General features: G+C 37.2%; 22 protein-coding genes, 1 pseudogene, 1 riboswitch and 1 other annotated feature. Of the genes and pseudogenes, 18 read left to right on the top strand and 5 right to left on the bottom strand.

Annotated features, from left to right (window positions below):
* Positions 1 to 149: 149 nt before the first annotated feature.
* The 5 genes and pseudogenes from Q0Y84_RS01795 to Q0Y84_RS01775 all read left to right on the top strand — a co-directional run bounded on the left by Q0Y84_RS01795 (position 150) and on the right by Q0Y84_RS01775 (position 6,346).
* Positions 150 to 602: a helix-turn-helix domain-containing protein gene (locus tag Q0Y84_RS01795; protein WP_060462612.1), complete on the top strand. Its 453-nt coding sequence runs from the start codon at positions 150 to 152 to the stop codon at positions 600 to 602.
* Complete coding sequence (locus tag Q0Y84_RS01790) at positions 589 to 2,322, top strand: ABC transporter ATP-binding protein (protein WP_297950289.1); 1,734 nt, start codon at positions 589 to 591, stop codon at positions 2,320 to 2,322. Before Q0Y84_RS01795 ends, Q0Y84_RS01790 begins: the two co-directional genes overlap by 14 nt.
* Positions 2,323 to 4,092, top strand: a complete 1,770-nt coding sequence (locus Q0Y84_RS01785) for an ABC transporter ATP-binding protein (RefSeq protein ID WP_297950286.1) — start codon at positions 2,323 to 2,325, stop codon at positions 4,090 to 4,092.
* A 38-nt stretch (positions 4,093 to 4,130) separates the two neighbouring features.
* Positions 4,131 to 4,221, top strand: a riboswitch (TPP riboswitch).
* Positions 4,222 to 4,275: 54 nt separating this feature from the next.
* Entirely contained in the window at positions 4,276 to 4,854 is a 579-nt protein-coding gene (locus Q0Y84_RS01780; RefSeq protein ID WP_005728559.1) for an ECF transporter S component, read from the top strand.
* A 110-nt stretch (positions 4,855 to 4,964) separates the two neighbouring features.
* A pseudogene (locus Q0Y84_RS01775) lies at positions 4,965 to 6,346 on the top strand (MFS transporter).
* A gap of 72 nt (positions 6,347 to 6,418) precedes the next feature.
* Here the strand turns inward: Q0Y84_RS01775 and udk are convergent.
* On the bottom strand, positions 6,419 to 7,051 hold the full coding sequence (gene udk / locus Q0Y84_RS01770) for a uridine kinase (protein ID WP_198564962.1): 633 nt from the start codon (positions 7,049 to 7,051) through the stop codon (positions 6,419 to 6,421).
* A 156-nt stretch (positions 7,052 to 7,207) separates the two neighbouring features.
* Positions 7,208 to 7,452: a binding site (T-box leader), on the top strand.
* A 243-nt stretch (positions 7,453 to 7,695) separates the two neighbouring features.
* On the opposite strand from udk, the gene Q0Y84_RS01765 reads away from it, so the two are divergent.
* From Q0Y84_RS01765 to Q0Y84_RS01740, 6 genes are all read left to right on the top strand, one after another.
* Complete coding sequence (locus Q0Y84_RS01765) at positions 7,696 to 8,436, top strand: amino acid ABC transporter ATP-binding protein (RefSeq protein WP_297950272.1); 741 nt, start codon at positions 7,696 to 7,698, stop codon at positions 8,434 to 8,436.
* An 11-nt stretch (positions 8,437 to 8,447) separates the two neighbouring features.
* On the top strand, positions 8,448 to 9,266 hold the full coding sequence (locus tag Q0Y84_RS01760) for a transporter substrate-binding domain-containing protein (protein ID WP_297950270.1): 819 nt from the start codon (positions 8,448 to 8,450) through the stop codon (positions 9,264 to 9,266).
* A complete protein-coding gene (locus Q0Y84_RS01755; protein WP_297950268.1) occupies positions 9,266 to 9,907 on the top strand; it encodes an amino acid ABC transporter permease in 642 nt (213 codons plus the stop codon). The genes Q0Y84_RS01760 and Q0Y84_RS01755 overlap by 1 nt, the downstream gene beginning before the upstream one ends.
* Before the next feature lie 17 nt (positions 9,908 to 9,924).
* Positions 9,925 to 10,578 carry an amino acid ABC transporter permease gene (locus Q0Y84_RS01750; protein ID WP_297950265.1) on the top strand — a complete coding sequence of 218 codons (654 nt, stop codon included), beginning with the start codon at positions 9,925 to 9,927 and terminating at the stop codon, positions 10,576 to 10,578.
* A 79-nt stretch (positions 10,579 to 10,657) separates the two neighbouring features.
* Positions 10,658 to 11,578 (top strand): hypothetical protein, encoded by a 921-nt coding sequence (locus Q0Y84_RS01745; protein WP_297950263.1) that lies wholly within the window; start codon positions 10,658 to 10,660, stop codon positions 11,576 to 11,578.
* Positions 11,579 to 11,747: 169 nt separating this feature from the next.
* Complete coding sequence (locus Q0Y84_RS01740) at positions 11,748 to 13,082, top strand: hypothetical protein (protein WP_297950261.1); 1,335 nt, start codon at positions 11,748 to 11,750, stop codon at positions 13,080 to 13,082.
* Between the two features lie 54 nt (positions 13,083 to 13,136).
* On the opposite strand, the gene Q0Y84_RS01735 is transcribed toward Q0Y84_RS01740, so the two are convergent.
* Positions 13,137 to 14,441, bottom strand: coding sequence for an extracellular solute-binding protein (locus Q0Y84_RS01735; RefSeq protein WP_297950259.1), 1,305 nt, complete (start codon positions 14,439 to 14,441; stop codon positions 13,137 to 13,139).
* A gap of 163 nt (positions 14,442 to 14,604) precedes the next feature.
* On the opposite strand from Q0Y84_RS01735, the gene Q0Y84_RS01730 reads away from it, so the two are divergent.
* The 6 genes from Q0Y84_RS01730 (at position 14,605) to Q0Y84_RS01705 (ending at position 21,018) form a co-directional block, all read left to right on the top strand.
* Entirely contained in the window at positions 14,605 to 15,408 is an 804-nt protein-coding gene (locus tag Q0Y84_RS01730; protein ID WP_297950257.1) for a DUF4931 domain-containing protein, read from the top strand.
* Positions 15,409 to 15,497: 89 nt separating this feature from the next.
* Positions 15,498 to 16,418 carry a ribokinase gene (gene rbsK, locus Q0Y84_RS01725; RefSeq protein WP_297950255.1) on the top strand — a complete coding sequence of 307 codons (921 nt, stop codon included), beginning with the start codon at positions 15,498 to 15,500 and terminating at the stop codon, positions 16,416 to 16,418.
* A 2-nt stretch (positions 16,419 to 16,420) separates the two neighbouring features.
* Complete coding sequence (rpiA, locus tag Q0Y84_RS01720; RefSeq protein ID WP_297950253.1) at positions 16,421 to 17,113, top strand: ribose-5-phosphate isomerase RpiA; 693 nt, start codon at positions 16,421 to 16,423, stop codon at positions 17,111 to 17,113.
* Between the two features lie 127 nt (positions 17,114 to 17,240).
* Positions 17,241 to 19,250, top strand: a complete 2,010-nt coding sequence (locus Q0Y84_RS01715; RefSeq protein ID WP_297950251.1) for a KUP/HAK/KT family potassium transporter — start codon at positions 17,241 to 17,243, stop codon at positions 19,248 to 19,250.
* Positions 19,251 to 19,366: 116 nt separating this feature from the next.
* On the top strand, positions 19,367 to 20,293 hold the full coding sequence (locus Q0Y84_RS01710; protein WP_297950249.1) for a nucleoside hydrolase: 927 nt from the start codon (positions 19,367 to 19,369) through the stop codon (positions 20,291 to 20,293).
* Positions 20,293 to 21,018 (top strand): GntR family transcriptional regulator, encoded by a 726-nt coding sequence (locus Q0Y84_RS01705; RefSeq protein ID WP_297950247.1) that lies wholly within the window; start codon positions 20,293 to 20,295, stop codon positions 21,016 to 21,018. The genes Q0Y84_RS01710 and Q0Y84_RS01705 overlap by 1 nt, the downstream gene beginning before the upstream one ends.
* Before the next feature lie 97 nt (positions 21,019 to 21,115).
* Here the strand turns inward: Q0Y84_RS01705 and Q0Y84_RS01700 are convergent, their stop codons facing one another.
* The 3 genes from Q0Y84_RS01700 to Q0Y84_RS01690 form a co-directional block, all read right to left on the bottom strand.
* Positions 21,116 to 21,943: a Cof-type HAD-IIB family hydrolase gene (locus Q0Y84_RS01700; protein ID WP_297950244.1), complete on the bottom strand. Its 828-nt coding sequence runs from the start codon at positions 21,941 to 21,943 to the stop codon at positions 21,116 to 21,118.
* Positions 21,944 to 22,065: 122 nt separating this feature from the next.
* Positions 22,066 to 22,425: a bacteriocin immunity protein gene (locus Q0Y84_RS01695; RefSeq protein ID WP_297950241.1), complete on the bottom strand. Its 360-nt coding sequence runs from the start codon at positions 22,423 to 22,425 to the stop codon at positions 22,066 to 22,068.
* A 5-nt stretch (positions 22,426 to 22,430) separates the two neighbouring features.
* Positions 22,431 to 23,195, bottom strand: coding sequence for a DeoR/GlpR family DNA-binding transcription regulator (locus Q0Y84_RS01690; protein WP_297950238.1), 765 nt, complete (start codon positions 23,193 to 23,195; stop codon positions 22,431 to 22,433).
* 298 nt (positions 23,196 to 23,493) lie between these two features.
* Here Q0Y84_RS01690 and Q0Y84_RS01685 point away from each other — a divergent pair, with 298 nt between their 5' ends.
* Positions 23,494 to 25,893 (top strand): phosphoketolase family protein, encoded by a 2,400-nt coding sequence (locus Q0Y84_RS01685; protein ID WP_297950236.1) that lies wholly within the window; start codon positions 23,494 to 23,496, stop codon positions 25,891 to 25,893.
* Positions 25,894 to 25,921 lie beyond the last annotated feature (28 nt).

Below are 25,921 nucleotides of genomic sequence, written 5' to 3'. Positions count from 1 at the left end.
ATTTTTTCATTATACCAATTTGAACCTTAGATGCAAAAAATTGTCGTTCTTCTTTTATTATAGCTTTATTTTGAAAAAAGTTTGACAATAGTCCATATGCAGACTAATATACTTTAGTACATGTGCAGACTAAATATGGTGGCGAAGTGATGGAAATTAGTGATACAGAAAAATTAAATTTAACGATTATTCATGGCAGTCGTGCCTATGACCAGTGGTCACAAGATCATGAATTATCGGATTATTTGGTAGTGATCATGTATGAATTATTAATTCGTGAAAAGTTAACCCAAAAAGAATTAGTTAATTTAAGTGATTTGCCTAAGCAGTCGATTAATAAAGGAATTAAAATTTTGCGCGAAAATGGTTATCTGACCATGACTGTTGATCCTAGTGATAAACGGGCTCGTTTTTGCCAACTTACACAAACAGGACAAAAATATGCGCGTGATAAATTGCATTCCTTATTTGAATTGGAAGAAAAAACAGCTCAAGTGTTGGGGAGTGAGAAAATGAAGTTGTTAATCAAGCTTGCAGAAGAGTGGGGCGACACTTTCTGGCAGCTTTTAAATGAAGAAAGGAGAAAAGATGAAAAACTTTAAGATCATTACACCATATTTAAAGCATTATAAAAAAGATGTTATATGGGCAATTATTGCCATTTTAGTTTCAGCTTTTTCAGGATTATATCAACCAAAATTATTAGAAAATATTCAAAAGGCATTGATGGCTGATCAAAAAGACGCCGTTTTGTCTGATGGGATTTGGTTAGTAGTCTTGGGTGTAATTGCAATTATTTCTGGTATTTTTAATGTTTATTTTGCCGCCAAGATTGCACAAGGCGTGGTCAGTGATTTACGTGAAGATACTTATGCCAAAATTCAAACTTTTTCTTTTGGTAATATTAAGGAATTTTCTGCTGGTTCTTTAACTACGCGGTTAATCAACGATATGAACCAAGTAATGAACATGATGATGCAGCTTTTCATGCAAATGCTGCGCTTGCCAATTTTGATTGTGGGTTCATTTATCTTTTGTATTGTCATTATTCCGCGTTTTTGGTGGGCTCCAGTAGTAATGGTAGCTCTTATTATGGGCTTTGGTGCTTATGTCTTAAAACGAATGAACAGTTTATTTGCTAAGTTCCAGACCATGATGGATCGAATTTCCAATCAAGCCCAAGAAACTTTGCAAGGTGTGCGGGTAGTTAAGTCATTTAATCAAGGTCCACAAGAAATTAAAAAGTTTGATCAAACTTCAGATCAATTAAATGACTACAATATTGTGATTGGTTACTGGTTTTCCGCAATCATGCCAGCTTTTCAAATGATCGCATATACCGTGATTGCTTTGATTGTTTACTTAATTGGGATCAATATTGCTGCTCATCCAAGTGATATTGCAGTTGTTAGTCCTTTTGTAAACTATGTTTTAACGCTATTATTTACAATTATGATTGCCGGGATGACTTTGATGCAATTCTCAAGAGCAAATATTTCACTTGGGCGGATTCGTGAAGTGTTAGAAACTGAACCAGATGTTAAGTTTGTTGAAAGTGGTTCAGTTGCACCTATTGGCGGTAGCGTGGAATTTGACCATGTTTCCTTTACTTATCCTGACGGGGATGAGCCAACTTTAAAGAATATTTCTTTCAAAGTTAAGCCAGGACAAATGGTCGGAATCGTTGGCGCAACCGGTGCAGGTAAGTCTACTTTGGCCCAATTAATTGCTCGTTTATATGATCCAACTAAGGGTGAAATAAAAATTGGCGGTCACAATATTAAAGATGTGACTGAAGCGGCATTACGCAAGACCGTTTCGTTTGTGTTGCAAAGAGCAGTTCTCTTCTCAGGAACGATCGCATCTAACTTGCGTCAGGGTAATGCTCAAGCTAAATTACATGAATTGCAGCGTGCTGCTAACATGGCCCAAGCTTCAGAATTTATTGAACGTTATAACGACGCTTTTGATCATGAAGTAGAAGAACGTTCAGCTAACTTCTCTGGTGGACAAAAGCAGCGGCTATCAATCGCCCGAGGCTTGATTGCTAAGGCACCAATTTTGATTTTAGATGATTCAACTTCAGCACTTGATGCAGAAAGTGAAAAGAAAGTACAAGAAGCCTTAGAGCATGAGTTGCCAGATACTACGACTTTTATTATCGCTGAAAAAATTGTTTCTGTGGTTAATGCAGACACCATTTTAGTCTTAGATGATGGTAAATTAGTTGCTCAAGGTACACATGAGGAGTTACTTAAGAGTTCACCTGTTTACCAAGAAATTTTTAAGACACAAAAGGGTAAGAAAGGAGGAAATGAATAGATGAGTAATACCAAGAAAGCATTGCGTTATTTTGCTAAATACTTAAAGCCGTATTGGAAAGGGATCACGATTGTAGTCGTTTTATCGCTAATTTCAAGTGGTGCGCAGGTAATGGCGCCAACTTACTTAGGACGCTCAGTTACGGCTTTGACGACTTATTTAGCTGACCTTAAAAAGGGTACAGCGTCATTAGATACTTTCTATCAAGCGCTCTGGTCAATGTTTTTATTCTATCTATTAAGTCAAGTAGCGATTTTTATTGCTTGGATGGTGATGTCCAAGTTTAATGCGGACTCGACTAACGATATGCGTGAGAATTTATTTGCTAAATTTCAAAGAATGTTGGTTCGCTACTTTGATACGCACCAAGATGGTAAATTATTGTCATTATTTACCTCTGACTTAGATAACATTTTTAATGCTATGAACAATGCCATTTTTGAAATTATTTCCCAGGGAATTATGTTCATCGGGACAATCATTGTGATGTTTACGATTAATCGAACTTTGGCCTGGACAACTATTGCTACGACACCATTTATTTTGATAGTTAGTGTCTTTTTGATGAAAAAAGCACGCATTTATATTGATAAACAGCAAGATGAAATTGGCGACTTGAACGGTTATATCAATGAACAGATTAATGGTGAAAAGGTAATTATTACTAATGGCTTGCGTCAAGAATCAGTTGATGGCTTCAAGGTTTACAACAACAAAGTAAGAACTGCTTTATTTAAAGGACAATTTTACTCAGGGATTTTATTCCCACTAATGAATGGTTTGAACTTGCTTAACTTGGCAATTGTAATTGCGATGGGCTCTTGGATGATTATTTCGGGTCAAGTTTCACAAGCAATTGGCTTAGGCTTGATCGTAACTTTTGTGGAATATTCGCAAGTTTATTTCCAACCTTTGACTCAAATTACTTCAATTTATTCAATGATTCAATTGGCTTTAACTGGGGCTAGAAGATTAGCAACAGTTGAAGAGCAAAAAGATGAAAATGACGTGCCAGATGGCAAGATTATTAACGGTTTAGACCAGGGCGTTAAATTAGAAAAAGTTCATTTTGGTTATACCAAAGACAAAGAGATTTTGCATGGCGTGGATATCTCAGTTGATAAGGGGCAATCAGTGGCCTTAGTCGGACCAACAGGATCTGGTAAGACGACCATTATGAACTTACTCAATCGTTTCTATGACGTTGACTCAGGCAAGGTAACTTTTGATGGGACTGATGTACGTGATATTCAATTAACCTCGTTGCGTAATAATGTGGGGATTGTTTTGCAAGACTCAGTTTTATTTACTGGGACTGTAGCCGACAACATCCGCTATGGTAAACCAGATGCTTCAATGGATGAGGTGATTTCTGCAGCTAAGCAGGCAAACATTCATGACTTCATTGAAACTTTACCTGAAGGCTATGAGACTCAAGTTTCAGATAGCAGCTCAATCTTTTCAACTGGTCAAAAGCAATTAATGTCAATTGCGCGGACAATTTTAACTAATCCACCATTCCTAATTCTCGATGAAGCAACTTCTAACGTTGATACAGTGACGGAAGAAAAAATTCAAAAGGCGATGGATGCTGTAATTGCAGGCAGAACTAGCTTTGTAATTGCGCACCGGCTGAAGACAATTTTGAATTCTAACAAGATCGTGGTACTTAAGGATGGAAACGTAATTGAAGAGGGAAGCCATGAGGCTTTACTCAAAGAAAAAGGCTTCTATTACAAACTCTATACCGATCAAATGGCATTTGATTAAGTTTTTACATATGCTATACTGAGTTTGTTAATTGAATAAGATGTCACTAGGGGTGCGGAATGCTGAGATAATACCCTTTGAACCTGAACAAGATAATACTTGCGCAAGGGAAAGTGCTAAAAAGAGAATTAAAACTTTTATTTGTGTGCTCCTACTGACAGTATGTTAGTAAGGAGCATTTTTATGTTTACTAGATCGTCAAAATGGAATGTAAAGTCAATTATTTTAGTGGCTTTAATTGGAATAATCATGGGCGTGATTTACACTTATGGTTTTAATAATGTGTATAACTTGGTGAAATTGAGTTTTTTGCCCACGGGTTATGCACCAGTAGTGGATAATATTTTTACAGGATTATGGTACATGGCGGCACCACTAGCAATGTATTTTGTACCGACTAAGGGTGCAGGAACAATCGGTGAATTATTGGCTGCGACTGTAGAAATGGCGATCGGCGGACAATGGGGAGCTTTGACAATTTTTGAAGGATTAATTCAGGGAGCAATGAATGAAATTGGCTTTTTCCCTAAAAAGGAACGTTATGAAAGATTCTCTTGGAAAAGTGTCTTGACCGGTGCCTTTTTTGCTAATTTGGGTGGCTTTATTCCCAGCTACTTCTTATTTGGTTGGAGTCACTATCAAATTAATGTCCAAATTTTGATGTTTATTGTCAGCATGATTTCATCATTAGTATTTGATGGTGTACTAGTAAAATTGATTACTAATCTATTTGATAAAGCATTAAAGCCAAGGCTTGCCTAAGTCATATAATCAATACCTTTTCGTATACACACACTTTATTAATACTATATAGGTGCTAAGATCAAATTAGATATTTGTATGCGTTTTCATAAAAGGGGAAGGGGACTTATATGGCTCGACGAAGCAATGCGGAAAAGGAAGCTGAGGCTGAGGCGATTAAAAATTGGAATCCACGTTATAAACACAATGTCATTGTCTACTTATGGATTTATGGTATTTTAGGTGCAGTAACTGGGATCACGAATGATGCAGCCTTGTCTTACTACAAGATTGTAGCGCCACACTTGATTTCAGGTTTAAACATTTTTAATGCGGCGACAGCAATTTTGATGTCAGTCATGATTGCGACGGTTCATAAATGGGGCTATCGAAAGATTTTGCTGATCTTGCCACCAATGACGGCAATTTTCATGGCCTTAACCTGTATCACGACCAATCAAATTATCATCATGATCGCTTATACTATTTCTTGGACAGCAATTGGGGTTTATGATTTGATGTATCCACTGATGTGGACTTCATATGTTCCAGGGAAGATTAGAACTAAGATGTTCTCAACCGTTATGATTGTTAACTTGATTACGCAGACAATTTGTACTTTCTTAGGTGGGAAGGCTGTTGTTTGGTTCTTTGGCTTAATTAGAGGGATTCCTTATCACGAAGCTTCAGTTCTATCAGGTAATTCTGAAATGTTAACCGGTCAAACTTTAGCTGACTATACAAATTCATACAGAATTTTACTTTATATTACAGCTGCTGTAACGATGTTAGCCTTTATCTTAGCCCTATTTATTCACGATGTCGTTCTACTGTAGATGATAAAGAACCTAGTAGAGCTGAAAAGGTGGCCATGTATAAGAAGCTTTTGAGCAAGAAGACATTGATGTGGATTGTTTATATTGCTGGTATCCAACTTGGTGCTCGTTTAGTTGCCGTTTATGTGCCAATTTATTTGAATAGTTATTTGCACATTCCACGTGACGTTACTTCTACCATCAACACTTTTGTTCAAGCAGCGATGCTAATTGGTTACTTCTTTGCTCCATTTTTGGAAAAGAAACTCGGTGTAATCGTATCAGTTGCTGCAGGTACTTTAACTTGTGTACCAGTTATGCTTTTGTTAGCTAATGGTCGCCGGTTAGGTAGCGGAGCCTTCTTATCCGTCATTGTCGGAATTCTGCTTTTCTTGAGAACAGGTTTAGCCAATGCCACGATGCCGGTTCAACAAGAAGTTTAGATGGTTATTGTCGACAAGGACTTGCGTCCAGCCTTTACTGGTGTAGTTCAAATTGCCTATGCCATCGTGGGAGTTATTGATGGTCTCTTCACTGAATTTTACTTGTTTAATACGCAAGATGGTTATGCTAATGCTTACTATATTGCAGCGGTTATTTATGTTATTGCCAGTGTTTTGCTTTTGGTATTCTTTGCTAAGAAATATAACCGTATTTTGGATGCAACTAATGCACAGGATGATAATAAGAAAAACTAAAATAATTTAGTACATTAAAACAGGCAAGTTAGGTATTAATTCCTAGCTCGCCTGTTTGTTATATCTTGATAATTATTCACTTAAAACTGATTGCAACTTAGTAGTTAACATATCGATAGCCACATCGTTTTCGCCGCCTTCAGGAACGATGATGTCGGCGTAACGCTTAGTTGGTTCAATAAATTGATTGTACATTGGCTTAACCGTGCCCAAGTATTGATTAATAACTGAATCAAGTGAGCGGCCGCGTTCTTTCATATCACGTTCAAGTCGACGAATAAAACGGATATCATCATCAGTATCAACGTAAACCTTGATGTCCATTAAATTGCGGATATCTTCGTTAAAGAGTACCAAAATTCCTTCTAGAATAATGATATCAGCTGGTTCGACGTGAATAGTTTCATCACTACGGGTATGAGCAGTGAAGTCATAAGTTGGCATTTCAATTGGCTTTCTGTGCATCAATTGATTTAATTGTGCCTCAAGTAGTGGCATATCGAAAGCATCAGGATGATCGTAGTTGATCTTCATTCTTTCTTCCATTGATACGCCAGTATTGTCTTTGTAGTAAGAATCCTGCGTCATGATCATAATTCGATCTTGATCATCGATGTTATCGGCAATTTCGTGTGCGATTGTTGTTTTCCCACTACCAGAACCACCAGCAATTCCAATAATAACGGGTTTTTCAAGCTTTCCCATATCAAACTCCTTTAATTTTCTAGGTATCACTAATATTCTAAGCTATTTTCCGAATATTAACAGCATTTATTTTGATTAAAAACGGATACATTTGCGATTGAAATTATTTTCCCTTGCATTTTCTTGAAAAATAATGTTAAATACATATAAATAAATTAAAAGGCTATGAAAAAGACAAGTAGGTAGTTTATTCTTAGCAGTGAGTTGGTGTTAGTGAAAAGCCAGCAGACCCTGAACTATTGAAAAACACTTTTAGCAGCTCACCGAACTAACAATTCTTATAGTAGGTCGAGACGTCTCCGGTACGTTACCACGCCGGTGAAGCATGTTGGTGCTTCATGAGTTGGTCTATATTTAGACAATGTGGGTGGTACCGCGGAAAAAAGCCTTTCGTCCCAAACTAGAGGGGATGATGGGCTTTTTCTTTATCCTGAAAGTGAAATTGAGTAAATATTAGATAGATTCGTAAGTAGGTATGGAAACCGCTTTTTTAGGGATAAAATTTGTTAAAGATTGCAAAAAATACGAATGAAAATAATAGATTGTTATATGAATATCCTATTTTTGCTCATGAAAACAGTTTAGTTTTATTCCGAAAAAAGGTAGAATAAATATATTGTGTAAATGAAAGAAAGGTAGAAACCATGACAGCAATTATTGAATTTAAGCATGTTGATAAGTACTATGGAAAGCTCCATGCATTGAAAGATATTAACTTAAAGATTGATGAAGGCCAAGTGGTTTCAATTATTGGTCCATCTGGTTCAGGTAAGAGTACTTTAATTAGAACCATGAATGGCTTGGAGCCAATTAATAGTGGTCAATTAATTGTAACTGGGCACGACTTAGCTGATAAAAAGACCGATATTAATAAGATTCGAAAAAATGTTGGTATGGTGTTCCAACACTTTAATCTCTACAATAACCACACTGTACTAGAGAATGTAATGCTTGCACCTAAAATTGTGCTTAAGCGTCCTGATGATGAAAATCGTAAGGTAGCAATGCAATACCTTGAAAAAGTGGGCATGGCAGATAAAATTGACTCTTATCCACGTCAATTATCAGGTGGGCAAAAACAAAGAGTAGCGATTGCTCGTTCACTAGCCATGCGCCCTAAGGTAATTTTATTTGATGAACCAACTAGTGCTCTTGACCCAGAAATGATTGAAGATGTTTTGGAAGTTATGGGATACGTTGCTGAACAAGGAATTACTATGGTTGTAGTTACTCATGAAATGGGGTTTGCCAAGAAGGTAAGCAACCGGTTAATTTTCTTTGATAAGGGCCATATTTTAGAAGATCGCAAGCCAGAAGAATTCTTTGCTCATCCAGATACTGAACGTGCGCGTCAATTCTTAAGCAAGGTTATTTCTAAAGATTAAGGTGACGCACAATGAAGAAGATAAAAAGATTTATTTTCATCCCTTTGTTGCTAGTCTTGATGCTGGCTTTAACTGCTTGCGGTAAGCACGCTAGCAGCAACGTTTATCAAAAGGTAAAAGAAAGTAAGACAATTGTTTGGGGCGTTAGAGCAGATACTAGATTATTTGGTTTAACTAATGTAAAAACGGGTCATATTGAAGGCTTTGAAATTGATTTAGCTAAGGCTTTGACTAAGCAAATGTTAGGCAAAGATGCCAAAACGGATTTCGTAACTACTACTGCTAATACCAGAATTCCATTACTAAAGAATGGTAATGTGGATGCAGTTTTGGCTACAATGACTATTACGCCAGAGCGGGCTAAGCAAGTAACTTTTTCTAAACCATATTTCCCAGCAGGTTCATCTTTACTAGTGCCTGATAATAGCAAGATTAAGAATGTTAAGGACTTGGAAGGCAAAACTGTTTTAGCAGTTAAAGGAACTACGGCCGTTGATGATGTCCATAAATATGCACCTAAGGCACGGGTTTTGCAATATGATGACTATGGTCAAGCGATGTCTGCTTTAAAAGCCGGTCAAGGTGCAGCCTTAACGACGGATAATGGTTTGTTAGCCGGTATTGCCCAAGAAAATCCTGGTTATAAGCTAGTTGGGGGCGTTTATAGTAACGCACCTTACGGTATTGCGGTTAACAAGGGACAAAAGCAAATGGCAGATCACATTGATCAAGCTTTAAATGAACTTGAAAAAAATGGTACATATGACCGTTTAATTAAAAAATGGTTTGCTGGAATTCCTGGCTTTAGTCTGAAAGGAGTTTTGAAATAATGTGGCAAATTATTACTAACAACTGGGGAAGTTTTTTAACAGGTTTTTGGAATACTATTTTGTGTAGTATTATTGCTTTAATCTTCAGTTTAATTTTGGGAGTGTTCTTTGCTTTACTAGAAGTGGCACCGCCAAAATTTGGTCAGATAATTGCTAAAATTTATATAGCAGTTTTTAGAAATATTCCATTACTGGTTATTGTAATGATCTTCTATCTTATTGTGCCAAGATATATTGTTAAATTATCAGGCTTTCAAGCCGGAACAATTGGTTTGACCTTGTATACTTCAGCTTTTATTGCTGAAACGGTTCGGGCCGGGATAAATTCTATCGGTAGTGGTCAAATGGAAGGTGCCCGTTCGAATGGGATGACTTATACACAAGCAATGCGGTATGTTATTTTGCCACAAGCAATGAAGATTGTGATCCCACCATTAGGTAATCAGTTTATCAACTTGGTAAAGAACTCTTCAGTTTTAGCCTTCGTTGCTGGTTTTGACTTAATGTATCAAGCGCAATTGATTGCATTTTCAACTTTCCAAACAATTGATACTTATATCATTGTCGGGCTATTTTATTTGATCTTAACTTTGCCGCTAAGTTACTACATGCGACACTTGGAAAAGAAATTAGCTAATTAATAGGAAGGGGATAGAAAATGGAAACTTTTATTCATGCATATTCATGGGTTGATATCCGCTTCTTATTACAAGGACTTTGGGTAACGATCTATGTATCGTTAATTTCAATTGCACTTAGCTTTATAGTTGGCTTGATCTTAGGATTGGTTCGCTATATGAAGATTAAATATGTTTCAGCGATTGTTGGCTTTGTGATCGATATTATCCGTAATTTGCCATTATTGTTGATTATCTTCTTTACTTATTTTGGTTTGCCACAGCTAGGGATCGTAACTAATCCAACTACGGCGTCGATTGCAGCTTTGGTGATCTTTGAAGGAGCAATGCTCGCAGAAATTGTTCGTTCAGGGATTGGGTCAGTTGATCCAGGTCAAATGGAAGGTGCTCGCTCAAACGGGATGACCTATGGTCAAGCGATGTATCATGTGATTTTGCCACAAGCTTTGCATAATATGATTCCGGCCTTGTTGTCACAATTCGTGTCATTAGTTAAGGATACGTCATTAGCAACAATTATTGTTTTGCCAGAATTGTTATACCATGCACAGATTATTTACAGTCAGAATACAACTTATCTGATTCCAATGTATGTAATTATTGCGATTATGTACTTTATTGTATGTTTCTGCTTATCAACAATTGCTAACTATTTACAGAAAAAATTTGATTAGCTAAATTGTTTAAATTATCTCAAAAAACTAACTAATGCTACTATAGTAGTAAGAGTTAGTTTTTTATTTAAGGAAAATTATGAGTGTAAATGCACAGTTAACCGATCGTGAACGAGTTGAATTAACTAAAAAGTCCTATGAAGAATTGCAACTAGGTGATAGTGTTAAAATAGGTCAGTATCATCTTGGTACTGTTTGTCGCAGTGTTTATGCCGAGGATGGGATGCGTGCTTTTGTTATTTCGAACCCGAATGAAATCACCATTTTATTTAAGGGCTCATATGGTTTTAAAAAAGGTACGCCACAAACTTGGCGTGATGAATGGATTAGAACTAATTTACCAATTTTGAAGGCACTGCTTGCGCAAAAGCGGGCAATTCCTAGTCAATTAAAATCGGCGGCTCACTTATTGAATCAGACGATTAATCAGTTTAAAGGCAGGCCAATTTATCTTTATGGTCATTCCTTGGGATCAATTAATGCTCAGTTTGCCTTGGCTAATTGCCATCATCCAGAAGCAATTGCAGCTGCTTATTTGTATGAGGGAACCAATATTTGGCTATTGCTGACGCCAATTGAACGGCGCCGGGTAGCTAAAATGCGAGAAAAAATTTTTAATTATGTTGATATTTATGATCCAGTTACGTTAGGGATTACAGAGACGCATCACATGGTAGGAAAATTATGTTACGTTGATAGTGAACCGATGCAACCGATTAAGCAGCATATGTGGGGTGGATATCATTTTAATGCTGATGGTAGTCTAAAGTTACGTAAGATTGACCAAGCATTTTTGGCAGAAAGCAGAAGCGAACGCAAACTGTTGGCCCGTTCAGGAGATCTCGCAGATTTTTTGGAAAAAATGGGTTCAGCTGAAGAAGTAAAAAAATTAGCCACTACTAAAATTGAACAGTTAGTTCAGCGTTATCCTGATCATAAGAGTTTAGCCAAATTAGCAGCTCTTTTTGAAGGCGAAATGCGAAAAAATAAAGATAGATAAAATAAAAAAGCAAATCGTTCATGCCACTAAATGGACGATCTGCTTTTTTTGAGTGGAAATTAATTGATAAATGCTTTGAAAGAAAAATAATATAAGTGTCAATAAAGAATTAGATTAACATTAAATTTTTTTGTATAATGGTCATATTTAAAGATAAGAAGGAAAATATATGAAGATTGATTACAGAAAAGATATTATTGAATTAATGCAGGCTACAGGTGATGATCTCCAATCATTGAATCAGTCGATGATTGCTTTGAAAATTATTAGTAAAATATATAATCAAGCCGTTTTAGGAAATCCGCCACATGGTGAAGAGAAGCGGGAGTTAAAAGCTGAAAAGAATGAAATAGCTACTAATTCTAAAAATGATGAAAAATCAGTTGATAATGTAGAAAATGAGCATGAAGAAAAGGTCCCAGCAAAAGAAAAGGCTAAAGAAACTGCAGCTAAGGCATTAAGCCCAACAGTGTTAAAGAATAAAAATAAATATGCAGCCGTAACGCCACTTCCTAAGCCAATGGTCAAAAAGATAATTCCAGTGGCTGAGCCTGAAGAAAAACAATATCAAATTAGGCGTAAATTATTAGGGTCTGAGGCAGTGGATGAAAATGGTCATTCTGTGCAATATTTCAATGAGCATTTAACACGAATTGAAAAGCTAGAAAATGGCGATACAGTTACCTTGCTAGATCATTTAAATGATAGTGGCAATCGGCCAATTATTAAGGTCGAACATCATCCTGAACCCTTTGCTCCAGGTGAAGAAATCATCGAATTTGGTCCAGCTGTAATTCATAAGGATTCTTTTGGTCTCTATATTAAGAAAGATTCTAATGGCAAGAGTTTGGGGCAAGTAAATCCAGAAAAAGCAATTTTATATCTTGATTTAAATACTATTAGCCACTTTAATTTGCATGAAAATGATCTGATTAGTGTTGTTTGGCGGGCAAGTGATCCATCTTTTATCAGAATTAGATGGCGTTACGCTGAAGAAGAAGTTACCATCCCTGAAAAAGAGACAGTAAATAAGACTAAAAGTCCAGTAAAGCATAAAACAAAGGGCAAACATAAATCGTTATTGCATCAGCTGGAGAAAAAGGAAAAGCAGTCAACTGAAAAGCAAAGTGAAGAGTATACTTCACGCATTGATTTTGATCTTGATAAAAAGAGAGTTACTGTCGTTGTCGGTGATAAGAGCTTAACTTCTAATTTAGCAAAAGTAATTGAAGCTCATAATGGGGTAGCTAGAATCATTGAAATGAAGCAAGCTTCAAATGTTTTGCGGGCATGTAAGGAATCAAATTATGTTATCTTGATTCAATCATATATTAAACACTCAATTAGTCAGATTTTGATTAATTCGCCACATAAATCATATTCAATTGCAATGGCAACTACAGCTGGGCAATTAGCTGTGGAAAAAGCTTTGTATCGGGCCCGTTATAAGTTGAATGTAACCGATAATGATCAAATTCAATATCCATTTCTAGTAAATGATTAAACCAAAAAAGAAGTTCGCAATCGAACTTCTTTTTGGTTGGCATAAAATTTTAAATTATTGCTTCCAAGCAGCATCAAGCTTATTTTTACCAGTCTTGATATCACTAGTCCATGATTGCTTCTTAGATGCCTTAGCCAAAATAGTTTGCATATTTGCATTAACTTGGTCATAAGCGGCAGTAGCATTCTTGGTTACTGGCAAGAAGTAGAGATTCTTAGAAGTCTTAGCAATAATTGCTGGGATCTTGCTGTTCTTAGCAGCTTGATAAGTCGTATCATTGATAGCTGCTGTGTTAACTGGCATATAACCAGTTTGCTTAGCCCAGTAAAGTTGTGATGACTTAGAAGTTAAGAACTTAAGGTACTTAAAGGCAGCTGATTTTTGCATTGCGGTTGCTTTTTTGAACATGTAGATATCAGTACCTTGTTGGACATTCATTGTACTTGGACGAGCAGCTACGCCGTAAGTGTAGCCCTTCTTAAGTCCTTGCTTAAGGTAAGCTTCATTGGCAGTTGAACCGATGAACATAGCTACGCGGCCATTGTTGAATGGGGTAGACATGTATTTTTCAGTACCAGCTTGCATGAAGTAGCCAGCCTTAACACCGTCTGCATAGTAGTTAATAGCCTTGACTGAATCCTTAGCAGCAAAGTTCAAGTTCTTGTTGAAGTCTTTACCGTAAGTTTCCTTCATTTGCATCATGTAGTAGTTGTTAAGTGCATCAAAGCTGACACCGCGTACCTTGTGGTGACTTTCACGGTAGATCTTAGCAGATACTGAAGCAAGCTCACTCATATTAGTTGGAACCTTAACGCCATATTTATCAAGCAAAGTTTTATTGTAGAAAAGAACTTCAACTGATTTGTTAAATGGGACACCATACTGCTTGCCGTTAATGTTGGCACCATCCCAAAGGGCCTGCTTAATGCCACTCTTAGCATATGAACCCCAGCCAATTTCAGAATTCTTAACATATGGGGTTAAGTTAACCAGCATATTATTCTTAGCAGCATTATAAAGCCAGCCTGGATAAGCTTGGGTAATTGTTGGCAAGTCTTTTGGTGATTGAAGTCCTGAAACAAGCTTAGATTGTAAATCAGAATAGTTACCACCTTGGCTTTGCAATTTAATGATAATGTTAGGATTCTTTTTCTCAAAATCTTTAGTCAACTTTTGTAAGCTGCTTTGGGCGTTACCAGTTAGTGAGTACCAGAAGGTAACAGTGGTTTTCTTGTTAATCTTAGTTGGAATCTTCTTAGATGAAGAAGATGAACTAGAATTATTATTTGAACATGCGCTCAAGCCGATTAAAGCAAGGGCTGCAGCACCAGTAAGTGCTAATTTTTTGTAGAATTTCATGATTCTCCCTCTTATGTATATCATGCATTTTATTTACAAAGGTAGTTTATCATAGATAGACGTACTATTGATAGTTTTATGAACAAAAATGTTCACAATTAACTAGCAAAATTGTTAAAATGTGAGTAACTGTATGATATTTTGAGTTAACGGGAGAAAAAATATGGATAGAAATCCTTTGGTATATGAATATTCAATCGGTAAGCGTAAGCCATACGACTATGATTATGGTAATCGCCAAGGGAACCAAGGTGCTGGTTGTCCCTTCTGCGATGTGCAACATTTAGTTAATATTTATGAAAAGGATGGCGATAAGATTTGGCTGAAAAACAAGTATCCGACTTTGCAGGATACTGATCAGACGATTTTAATTGAATCAAGTGACCACCAAGGTGATATTTCGACTTATACGCGCGAAGATAACCAAAAATTAATGAAGTTCGGACTTAAATGCTTTCAAAAGATGAATAAGTCAGGTCGTTATAAGAGTGTGCTTTGGTACAAAAACTTTGGTCCGAAATCCGATGGTTCTTTGACTCACCCGCATATGCAGATTGTTGGTCTCTATCATAAAGATGGCTATCAGGATATTGGGGCTGATAATTTTAAGGGTTTTGAAGTTGGTCGTTCTGGTTCAGTAGAAATGAACTTGTCGGCTCGTCCCGTTCAAGGTTATCAAGAAGTTAATATCTTAACGCATGACAATACTAATCTCGATACTTGGGCTGATTTGATTCAAAAAGGAACCCAATATGTCCGCTCAGTTTTGTCACACGGGGTGGATTCTTACAACTTATTCTTTTACCCGATTAATAAGGGGCAGGGGACCTGCTGCAAAATTATTCCTCGTTTCTATGCTTCGCCATATTTTGTTGGCTATAAAATTTCACAGGTTGATGATGCTGATACTTTGAAATGGGAAGCAGAGCGATTGAAAGGTTTCGTTAACGGCGGTATTTTACATTAGAGTTTCAAAAAAGCGTGTTCAATATTTTGAATACGTTTTTTTGATATAATTATAGTGAATAATTTCGGTTTTAGAAGAGGGATGCAAAAATGAAGAAAATTGTAGTTATTGGTTCAAGTAATGTTGATACGACATTACATGTCAAAGATTTTCCCCAACCTGGTGAAACAATTAATGCACTTGAAATCACTACTTCTGGTGGTGGCAAGGGCGCCAATCAGGCAATTGCTGCAGCTAAAAGTGGGGCAGAAACTTACTTTATTAATCGGGTTGGTGAAGATAGTGAAGGTAATTTCATTACCCACCAATTAAAGAGCTATGGTGTAGATACAACCTATGTTCAAACCACGATGGGAGCTAAGACTGGTCATGCTTATATTACTTTGAATGAAGCTGGGCAAAATGACATCATTATTGACCATGGTGCTAATTATGAATTAACAATTGAGGACATTCGGGCTGCAAGTGATTTGATTCAAAGTTGGGATTGCGTTATTGCACAATTTGAAACGCCGCTCGAAGTGACCCTAGAAGCCTTTAAGATTGCTAAAAAGGCTAAGAAGGTTACGATCTTAAATCCTGCTCCTGCAATTGACAAAATTCCCAAGGAACTTTTGCAATATACTGATATTATTACGCCAAATGAAACTGAAAGTGCAAAGCTTACCGGCATCCCGATTAAAGATAAATCAAGTTTGGCTACGAATGCAGAAAAGTTGCACTTGCTTGGTATTAAGAATGTGGTCATTACATATGGTGATAAGGGTGCATATATTTCAACTCCCGATGTTGAAGAACTAGTTCCAGCTTATAAAGTAGAAGCAGCTGATACTACTGGTGCTGGTGATACTTTTATTGGTTATTTAGCAAGTAATTTAAATGATGATTTGTCTAACTTTAAAGAAGCTGCTCAAATTGCTAGCCGTGCATCATCAATTGCCGTGCAACGCTTAGGAGCTCAACCTTCAATTCCGACTGAACAGGAAGTTAAACAAGCAATGGAGGAATAACTATGGATAAAAAAGAACAAGACCATTTAAAAAAAGAAGCCGCTGAAAAAGCCGCTGCGATGGTTAAGTCTGGCATGGTTTTAGGTGTAGGGACTGGATCAACCGTTGCTTTCTTTATTGCTGCTCTAGGTAAACGTAAGAATGAAGAAGGATTGCAGTTAAAAGCAATCGTCACTACTAGTAACCGGAGCAAGAAGCAACTTGAAAGCTTAGGCTTTAAAGTAAGTGAATTAGCTGAGATTGATCAAGCTGATTTAACCGTTGATGGTGCCGATCGTGTTGCCGATAATTTAGACGGAATCAAAGGTGGTGGCGGCGCCTTAACTTTAGAGAAAAATGTTGCGATCAATTCTAAAAAGATTATCTGGATTGTTGATGAATCCAAACTTGTACATCGCTTAAGTGGCTTCCCTTTGCCAGTTGAAGTTTTGCCAATTTCATGTGAACAAAACTTTAAGCGTTTTGAACAAGAAGGGTTGAAGCCACAATGGCGCATGAATGGCGATCAACGTTATGTGACACATTACGGCAATTACATTATTGATCTAGCTGCTGATCCAGTGCCAGCTCCACATGGTTTAGCTGACTATCTTGATCATACGGTTGGCGTGGTTGAACATGGGTTGTTCTTAGATATGTGTGATGAGGTAATTATCGCCCATAGCGATGGAACAATTGAAGAAAAAGTAAACTAAGTGACAAAAAAGGAGATGATCTCCTTTTTTATTTGCACAAAAAAATATATTTTTATTGCAAAAAATCTAGTCTTTATCTATACTAGTTAAAATTTAAATTTTTAAGTGAGATAGAGGATAAAAACTTATGAATAAAATATCGGGTAAGCAAAAGATGACTTTTGCTGGTCTATTAATTGCCATCGGCATTGTCTATGGTGATATTGGAACTAGTCCTTTGTATGTTATGAAGTCGATTGTGACTGAAAATGGGGGGATTAGTAATGTTAACCGTGAACTAATTGTTGGCTCCATTTCGTTGATTTTTTGGACTGTTACATTATTGACAACGGTCAAATATGTGATAATTGCCTTGAAGGCGACTAATCATGGTGAAGGAGGGATCTTCTCTCTTTATGCATTGGTTAGAAAGAGAGCCAAATGGCTAGTTATCCCAGCTTTAATTGGTGGAGCAGCGTTGCTAGCTGATGGGACATTGACTCCAGCTGTGACTGTTACAACTTCAATTGAAGGATTGAAAAATATGCGCTTTGGTGATGTAATTCCAGTTTCGTCGCAAGATATGGTTATCTTGATTACTATTGTTATCCTGGTTTTACTATTTTCAATTCAAAGAATGGGAACGAGTGTGATTGGTAAAGCATTTGGTCCAATCATGCTCATTTGGTTTACTTTTTTAGGGCTTATTGGACTTATAAACTTAAGCCATGATTGGAGTCTGCTTGATGCAATCAATCCAATTCATGCTTTGCGTATTTTATTTAGTCCTGCTAATAAAGTTGGCATTTTGATTTTAGGTTCAATTTTCTTGGCAACTACTGGTGCTGAAGCTCTTTATTCAGATGTCGGACATGTCGGGAAAAGTAATATTATGGGCTCTTGGCCTTATGTGTTTGTTTGCTTAATTTTAAACTACTTAGGGCAAGGCGTCTGGATTTTACACAATGCTAATTATCATGCGGGTAATGGTGATTTCAATCCATTTTTTGAAGCAGTACCTAGCAGCTGGCGTTTATTTGCAATTGCTTTAGCTACTATTGCAGCTATTATTGCTTCACAAGCGTTAATTACAGGTTCTTTTACTTTAGTTGCTGAGGCAAGTAGTTTAAAGTTTTTACCAAGAATGAATATTATTTATCCTTCTAATGAAAAAGGACAAATCTATATTCCTTCCATTAATAAAATGATTTGTATCATCACAGTAGTGATCGTCTTCTTATTTAGAACCTCTCATCATATGGAAGCTGCATATGGATTAGCGATCACGGTAACTATGCTGATGACTACGATTTTATTGTTCGAATATTTAGGCAAAAAGAGAACTTCGTTACTGCTACGTTGGCTTTTCTTAGTAATATTTGCCTTTATTGAAGGGATGTTCTTATTCTCTAGTTTGACTAAGTTCTTACATGGTGGTTATGTTACTGTCTTGATTGCTGGCTTTATTCTAGCAATTATGTATATTTGGTTCTATGGTAATAAAATTCGTGATAAGCGAGAAGAAAAGAATGCCTATGTACGTTTAGACGAATATACCAATATGTTGACGGAATTAAGTCATTGCGAAGATTATCCGGTTTATGCAACGAATTTAGTATATATGGCTAAAGTAAAATATAATAAATTCATTAAGCGTGAAATGCTTTATTCGATTTTGGATAAAAGACCTAAGCGAGCTAAAGCCTATTGGTTTGTGACAGTTAACGTAACTAATGAACCATATACTGCAGAATATGCAGTTAATACTTATGGAACTAAAAATGTAATTAATGTTCAATTGTATCTAGGCTTTAGGAAGCAAACTAGCGTCAATATTTATTTGAGACAAATTGTGCATGATTTAATTGCGGATGGTACAATCGAAGCACAGCCGCAAAGATTTACGACTACTCCAGGTAGAGACGTAGGTGATTTTTCTTTTGTTATCGTAAATGACGTAATTAGTCCGTTAACTAAGCTAACTACCTATGAGAAATTTATGGTAGAAGCACGAGTATGGCTACAGAATTTATCTTCTAATCCAGCCTCTTGGTTTGGTTTAGAGTATGCTGACACGGTAGTAGAGCGTGTTCCGTTAGTATTAGGCGATCGGAAATATGATCATATTAAACGAATTAAACCTAAGGACGAAGAATAGAGATTAGTAGCATTTAAAAATTATTGTATTTTTCTGTAATAAACCGAACCACTTTAATTATTGGTTCGGTTTTTGTATCATTAAGGTAATTAACACGCTTAGAATGAGGTAGATTTATGAACAAGAAACCTTTAATTATTAGTACTGATCCTGGTATTGATGATATTGCAGCAATGACAATCAGTCTATTTGCTCAAGAATTAGATGTACGAATGATTGTACCAACTTGGGGTAATGTAGCACTTGAATATACTTTGCAAAACACTTTGAATTTGGAAAAGTTTTTACATACTAAAGTTCCAGTAGTAGTAGGGGCAAACCAGCCTTTAGTTGCACCAATGATCTCTGCTGCTTCAGTTCACGGCAAGACGGGAATCGCCGGTTTTGATTTTGAAAAGGCAGATCGTAGTTTGATCAAGCCTGGTTTAGCTGCAACGGTGATGGCTGAAGAAATAAAAAATAGTCCAGCCAAAGTAACTTTAATGGGCATTGGGCCACTGACAGATTTTGCTTTACTGTTTAAGCAATATCCAGAAGTAAAGCAAAATATTGAACAAATTGTGATAATGGGTGGCAATATTGGTCGCGGTAACCATAGTCCGCTTGCAGAATATAATATTGCGGGTGATCCGGAAGCTGCCCAAGTTGTCTTTCATAGCGGTTTGCCAATTAAAGTAGCTCCACTTGAAATAGGTAATAAGGCACATTTATTGCCTGATCAAATGAAAAGAGTTAAAGAATGTGGCGCAGTTGGTAATATGCTATATTCGCTATTTTCAAATATTCGTGAACCAGATGGCGATCCACGGATCAAGATTTATGATCCAACGGCAGTCGGCATTTTGCTTCATCCAGAGATGTTTACGATGAAAAAAGCTAATGTCGAAATTGAATTGCGCGGTCAATTTACTTATGGTGCTAGTGTAATTGATTTTATGAATCAAGCAGATGCAAATGCGGAAATTGCCACTGACGTTGATTTGGACAAGTTTGCGGCTTGGTTTATTGATAGTATTAAAAGGGCAGAACAAGGGCGAGAATAATGGCAGATTATGTTTATCGGACAGTCATGCATGACATTAAGCAGAATATTTTGAATAATCAATATGAGGGGATGCGACTGCCTGATGAACGCAGTCTGGCAGAGCATTATCAAGTAAGTCGTTCCTCGATGAAGCGGGCCTTAGAGTTGTTGGCGCAACAAGGAATAGTTTTTAAAAAAAGAGGCAGCGGTACTTTCATTAATCCGTTGTATTTGCGTAATCAAGCAATGTTTCGCTATGATGGGTCTAATTTAGGGATTACTGATTCCTTTAAGGTGCCTGGCAAAACACAAAGAATTAAGTTGCTTGATTTTCATGTGATTAAAGCTACTAAGGAAATTGCGGAAGACTTATTTTTAAGTGAAAATGATTTTGTGTATGAGTTCAAGCGTTTGCGGCTACTTGATGAACAGCCATTTTTGATTGAAACGGGCTATTTGCCAATCAAGATTATGCCGGAACTTAAGCCAGAAACTTTGCAAAAATCACTCTTTAATTATTTAGAGGATGAGCAAAGTAAAACAGTAACCAAGGCATTTTTAAACATTACGGTTGAGCCATCAAATGAAGAGGATCAGGAAGAAATGCATCTTAAACCTAACGGACCAGTAGGTGTGATGGAAGGAATTTTCTTTTTAGATGATGGGACACCGTTTGAATTATCGAACATGCGTGTGCATTATCACTATATGAATTTCAATAGTTTTGTTAATTTAGGTAAATAAAACTTTTCTACTTAAGTTACTGATAATACTTGACTTAGGGTAGAAAAAAGTAGGCGAGTTTTTAGGTAACTCGCTTACTTTTGTTTTATCTATAATATTATTTCTTTATCTTGGCTAAATATGAATCAAGCACTTCTAAAACACCATCATCATTGTTGCTTGGCGCTTCATACTTAGCAATTTGCTTAACTTGATCTTCCGCGTTAGCCATTGCATAACTATAACCGGCTAATTTTAACATTTCAGTATCATTCATCCCATCACCAAAAGCAAGCAGTTCTTCTGGTTGAATATTGAAGTAGCGTAAGAAGTATTTTAATGCGGCCCCCTTGTTAACACTATATGGGACAATATCTAGTAACCCAAATCCGCTAGAGGTACAGTGAATTTTTTCTGCATGAGTTTGGTTAAATCTTTCTTCAAATTCAGCAGAAAAGTCATGCTGGTAACTCAAAGTGATTTTAGTTATTTGATCATGTGGGTTAATCGCCTTTGCTAGATCGGTCACTTCAACTCGATCAGGATAATAAAAATTCATCGTTTGCTTAAAATTAGGCGAAGCATCAATGGTGGTATAAGAATTATTAATTCCCGTAACGATGACTGAACTATTAGGATAATGTTCCTCAATAAAATTAATTAGTTTAAGTGTGATTTGAGGAGTAAGCAGATGAGTGCTGATAATTTTATCATCTTGGAGTAAAAGTGAGCCATTGTCAGCAATCATATCAATCCGATCTAGAAAGCCAGCGAAGTCTTTGCGCAAACGAGTGTAAGGTCGACCACTGGAAACGATGAAGTGGACACCGTTTTGGTGTAGCTGGGTTAAGATGCGATTAAAGCGTTTGTGATCAAAAGTCTGATTATCACGCATAAAGGTGCCGTCCATGTCAACGGCAACAACTTTGAAGGGTAATTTATTCATTAAAAATGTCCTCGTAAAAATCTATATCTTTCTTTTATATAATTATGACACAAAAAGGCCGAGTAAATCATCTGCTCGGCCTTTTCAGATTAATTTTTTCATCTAGAGCAATACAAATTTCCTTAAACATTAATAAATTGTTCTGCTGAAGTGATGGGGCTTAAATAAACATAAGAAAGATTTACATATTTAGTAGCATCACTTAGTTTTTTCATTAAGTCTTGCTGCTCGCGGGTTAAGTGAAGGTGATTCATCGCAATTCTAGCCTGAATGTACATGACTAATTTACTAGTATATTCAAGAGGATGGTCGTTACTGTCAAACTTATTAAGAACAAGTCCAATCACATCACGAATTTGCCGGTAACGACCGATGTTCATTTCATTGTAGATATCGCTAAAAAAACTATTATAGAATTGCTTCAAATCATGATATACTTCGCGACTTTCGTTTTGCTTCTTTGGGGTAAAGAGACTGAACATAACTATCACTCCTTTAGTACAGATATAATTTGCGTTTTAGGATTAAAGTATTGCTTTAATTCTTGAGGTAATGGGGTGTCCGTAATTAGGACATCGATCTGATTGAGAGAAACAGACATGTACGGGGAGGAAGATAGGTTGGCAAATTTAAACTTTTCGGCAACTAACACAACTTGATTAGCACGACTAGCAGCAGTTTCAACTACCTTAGAATCTGCCATACTTGGGGTGTAAACCCCATCTTTTCTAACACAGCCGGCCCCAATAAATGCGGTATTAAAATGAATCTTGCGTAGCGTTTCAAGTGCGGCTTCAGAGGAGATGAAGCGTTGCTGTTTATTAATAGTGCCACCCAATAATCTAACTGATGGAATTTCTGTGGTTAATAAGTTTAATGCGTTGTCGATTGAGTTAGTTACAATTTGCATATCCATGCCATTAAGCAGCGGACAAAGTCGCTTCAAGGTAGTTGATGATCCGATAAAATCGCAATGACCAGGATGAACAAATCTTTTTGCCATCCGGGCCATTTTCATTTTGATCGGCGATTGAACCTGGTTTCTAGCTAAAAAGTCAGGAATGCTATTGCGATTGATTTCCATCAAACCGCCATGAACACGAATTGCTTGACCGGTTTCTGTCAGATAAATCACATCTCGCCGGGCTGTATCAAAAGATACATGAAAGTGATTAGCGATCTGCCGAGTTGAAAGCTGGTGCTTTTCTTTTAGTAACTGTTTGATTTGCGTTAATCTTTCTTCTTGGGTCATCTCATGCTCTCCATTCAGTAATCTAACATGAATAAATAATTATGTATTTATTTTATCAGCGTTTTGCATTTATTTATCAGTATTTTTCGGTATTTAATGAGTGAAATACTGATGCAAAAGCTACAAAATGCTGATATAGCAGCAATGAAGGGATGCAATGATTAAGATAAATACTTATCCATAATTGGTAGGACCCAATTATTAAATATGTTGAACTTTTAAAATAATTTGGTATCATATAGGTGTAAACAAAAGAACAAATAAAAGAGCAAACTTAATTGCTTAAAGGAGAATAATGATGGCAGTTAATTACGATTCAAAGGATTACCTTAAGAGCGTTGATGCATATTGGCGCGCAGCCAACTACTTATCTGTTGGCCAATTGTTTTTAATGAAGAATCCTCTTCTTAAAACTCCATTGGTGGCAGAAGATGTTAAGCCAAAGCCAATTGGTCACTGGGGCACCATTGCACCACAAAACTTTATCTATGCTCACTTGAATAGAGTATTGAAGAAGTATGATTTGAACATGTTCTATATTGAAGGTTCAGGTCACGGTGGTCAGGTAATGGTTTCTAACTCTTACCTTGATGGTTCATATACTGAGCGTTACCCAGAGATTACCCAAGATGAAAATGGCATGGCTAAGCTCTTTAAACGTTTTAGTTTTCCAGGCGGTGTGGCATCTCATGCTGCTCCTGAAACCCCCGGTTCAATTCATGAAGGTGGGGAATTAGGCTATTCGCTTTCACACGGTACTGGTGCTGTTTTGGACAATCCAGATGTGATTGCCGCTGTTGAAATTGGTGATGGTGAAGCTGAAACTGGTCCATTAGCTGCTTCATGGTTTAGCGACAAGTTCATTAACCCAATCAAAGATGGTGCAGTTTTGCCAATCTTGCAAATTAATGGTTTCAAGATTTCTAACCCAACCATTGTTTCCCGTATGAGTGATGAAGAATTGACTGAATACTTCCGTGGCATGGGTTGGGATCCACACTTTGTTTCAGTCTTTAAGGGTGGCCGTTTTGACGGTGAGAAGGACCCAATGCAGGTTCACGAAGAAATGGCTAAGACTATGGATGAAGTCATTGAAGAAATTAAGGCTATTCAAAAGCATGCCCGTGAAAACAATGACGCTACTTTGCCACACTGGCCAATGATTATCTTCCAATGCCCTAAGGGCTGGACTGGTCCTAAGAAGGATCTTGATGGCAACCCAATTGAAAACTCATTCCGGGCTCACCAAATCCCAATCCCAGTAGCTCAAGGCGATATGGAACACGCTGATATGCTTACTGATTGGCTTGAAAGCTACAAGCCAGAAGAATTGTTCAATGAAGATGGCTCACCTAAGGAAATCGTAACTGAAAACACGGCTAAGGGCGACCACAGAATGGCGATGAACCCAATTACTAACGGTGGTCTTGATCCTAAGCGCCTTAACTTGCCAGACTACCGCAAGTTTGCTTTGAAGTTTGACAAGCCGGGTTCAGTTGAAGCTCAAGACATGGTTGAATGGGCTAAGTACTTGGATGAAGTAGCTAAGCTCAACCCAACTACTTTCCGCGGTTTTGGTCCAGATGAATCCAAGTCAAACCGTTTGTTCCAATTGCTTGATGATCAAAAGCGTCAATGGGAACCAGAAGTGCATGAGCCAAATGATGAAAACTTGGCTCCAAGCGGCCGCGTAATTGACTCGCAATTATCAGAACACCAAGATGAAGGCTTCCTTGAAGGCTATGTTTTGACTGGTCGTCATGGCTTCTTCGCAACTTACGAAGCCTTTGGTCGTGTAGTTGATTCAATGCTTACCCAACACATGAAGTGGTTAAGAAAAGCTAAGGAACAATACTGGCGTCATGACTACCCATCACTTAACTTTGTCGCAACCTCAACTGTCTTCCAACAAGACCACAATGGTTACACTCACCAAGATCCAGGCATCTTGACTCACTTATACGAAAAGAATCGTCCAGACCTTGTTCATGAGTACTTGCCATCAGACACTAATACGCTTTTGGCAGTTGGCGACAAGGCTTTGAAAGATAGAGAATGCATCAATGTTTTGGTAACTTCTAAGCAGCCTCGTCCACAATGGTTCTCAATTGAAGAAGCTCAAAAGCTGGTCGACAAGGGCTTAAGCTACATTGATTGGGCTTCAACTGACAAGGGCGCTAAGCCAGATATTGTCTTTGCCTCAACTGAAACTGAACCAACGATTGAAACTTTGGCAGCGATCGATATTTTGCATAAGCAATTCCCAGACCTCAAGATTCGCTACATTAATGTAGTTGATGTCATGAAGCTAATGGATCCAAAGGACAACAAGAATGGCTTGTCAACTGAAGAATTCGACCGTCTCTTCCCTAAGAATGTGCCAGTAATCTTTGCATGGCACGGCTACAAGAGCATGATGGAATCAATTTGGTTCGCTCGCAAGCGCTACAATGTTCATATTCACTGCTACGAAGAAAATGGTGATATTACTACTCCATTTGATATGCGGGTCTTGAACCATCTTGACCGCTTCGATTTGGCTAAGGATGCTGTAGAAAGCATCGATAAGCTAAAGGGCAAGAATGCGGACTTCATTAGTCATATGGATGATTTGCTTGAAAAGCACCACCAATACATTCGCGATAATGGTAAAGATATGCCAGAGGTAACCGAATGGCAATGGTCTGGCTTGAAGTAATCAAAAAATAAGAATAAATTAGACCTAT

This window comes from uncultured Lactobacillus sp. (assembly GCF_947367125.1).
GTDB lineage: Bacteria > Bacillota > Bacilli > Lactobacillales > Lactobacillaceae > Lactobacillus.
Note: the sequence above shows the minus strand (reverse complement) of the source record. Positions and strands in the feature narration are given on the sequence as shown.